The organism is Mesorhizobium sp. ORS 3428 (assembly GCF_001854785.1).
In the GTDB taxonomy this organism is placed as follows: domain Bacteria; phylum Pseudomonadota; class Alphaproteobacteria; order Rhizobiales; family Rhizobiaceae; genus Mesorhizobium.
Genome location: NZ_MDFL01000097.1, coordinates 1 through 1168 on the forward strand (window position 1 = coordinate 1; position 1168 = coordinate 1168).

The 1168-nt window shown below is 56.5% G+C and carries 2 protein-coding genes; one reads left to right on the forward strand and one right to left on the reverse strand.

What is annotated here, in order from left to right; genetic code table 11:
- Nucleotides 1-541, reverse strand: a 541-nt coding sequence (locus tag ORS3428_RS08690) for a glycine betaine ABC transporter substrate-binding protein (protein ID WP_274534793.1), incomplete at its 3' end; no start/stop codon positions are given.
- A gap of 319 nt (nucleotides 542-860) precedes the next feature.
- On the opposite strand from ORS3428_RS08690, the gene ORS3428_RS08695 reads away from it, so the two are divergent.
- A partial coding sequence (locus ORS3428_RS08695) for a DUF4147 domain-containing protein (RefSeq protein WP_244507898.1) occupies nucleotides 861-1168 on the forward strand: 308 nt, incomplete at its 3' end.

Genomic DNA, 1168 nt, shown 5'->3' on the forward strand with positions numbered 1-1168 from the left:
GAACGAATCCCTTTTTGTCAGCACCAAGGGCCTTGAACAATTGCGCCGTCACTACCGTGTCGCCCCAGCCTTGAGGGCCCTGGATCACCCCACCCTTCGACGGATCCTCTGGGGACGGAAACAGTTCCGGATGCTTGATAGCATCCTCGACTGTCTTGATATCCGGGTGGGCATCGGCAACGTACTTTGGAATATACCAACCGGAGACGGAGCCGTCGCTGATTCCAGTTCCAATTCGGCTGACCCGCCCTTCGGCGAGGCCTTTGTCATAGAAGTCACTCAACAAGCTCACCGCCACTGATGGAGCAATATCAGGCTGCCCCTTCTCGATCATGGAAGTCACGGTCGGGACCGTGTCACCCGCCACTGTCGTCGCATCACAGCCGTAACCGTTATTGAGGATGAACTGGTCGACATAGGCATTCGCCTCAGCAGACTGCCAGCTGAACAAAGCCAACGTAATGTCCCCACACGCCGCATGAGCAGGGCCGGCGCTCACCAGAGCCCCGATCGCTGCCAACGAAAGCAAGTACTTTCTCAATTGAACGCTCTCCCCTTGTCCGTGACACACTGCTGATGGTCCGCCGCAGTGACGCCCTTTGGTAATCCGGTCACCTGACACATCAAGGCCGAAAAAAATGGCGCTCTGATAAATTGGCTTTATAGCTGACAGGATTGTATCGGCGTACCCGGCACAGACTGAAAGTGATACCTGATGGCCTTCCCAGTCCGCGACGGATTTGTACGCGCGGAGCGGGGCTGCCGCAGTCATCCCTTAAAGTCGTCCGAGTCCTTAGATGAAGAAAATAAGAAATTCCGAGCAAATCGTTGCACAGGGCGATGCGGCTTCAAGGAAGCTGGTGCTCGAGATCGCCGACCGAACGCTCGATAAGCTGGACAGTTACAGGCGGATCCGCAGCATCATGCGGATGGAAGGCGAGGTGCTCCACATCGGCGTACGCTCCTGGGACCTTTCAAAGAAACGCAACGTCTATCTGTTTGGCGCCGGCAAGGCTTGCAACCACATGGCGATGGCGGTGGATCACGTGCTCGGTGATCGCCTGACGCGTGGCATCGCAATCGTCAAGATTCATGAAGAGACCGATCGCTTCAATAAGACCGAAGTCTACATCGGCGGCCACCCGCTGCCGAACGAGGAAGGATTCCG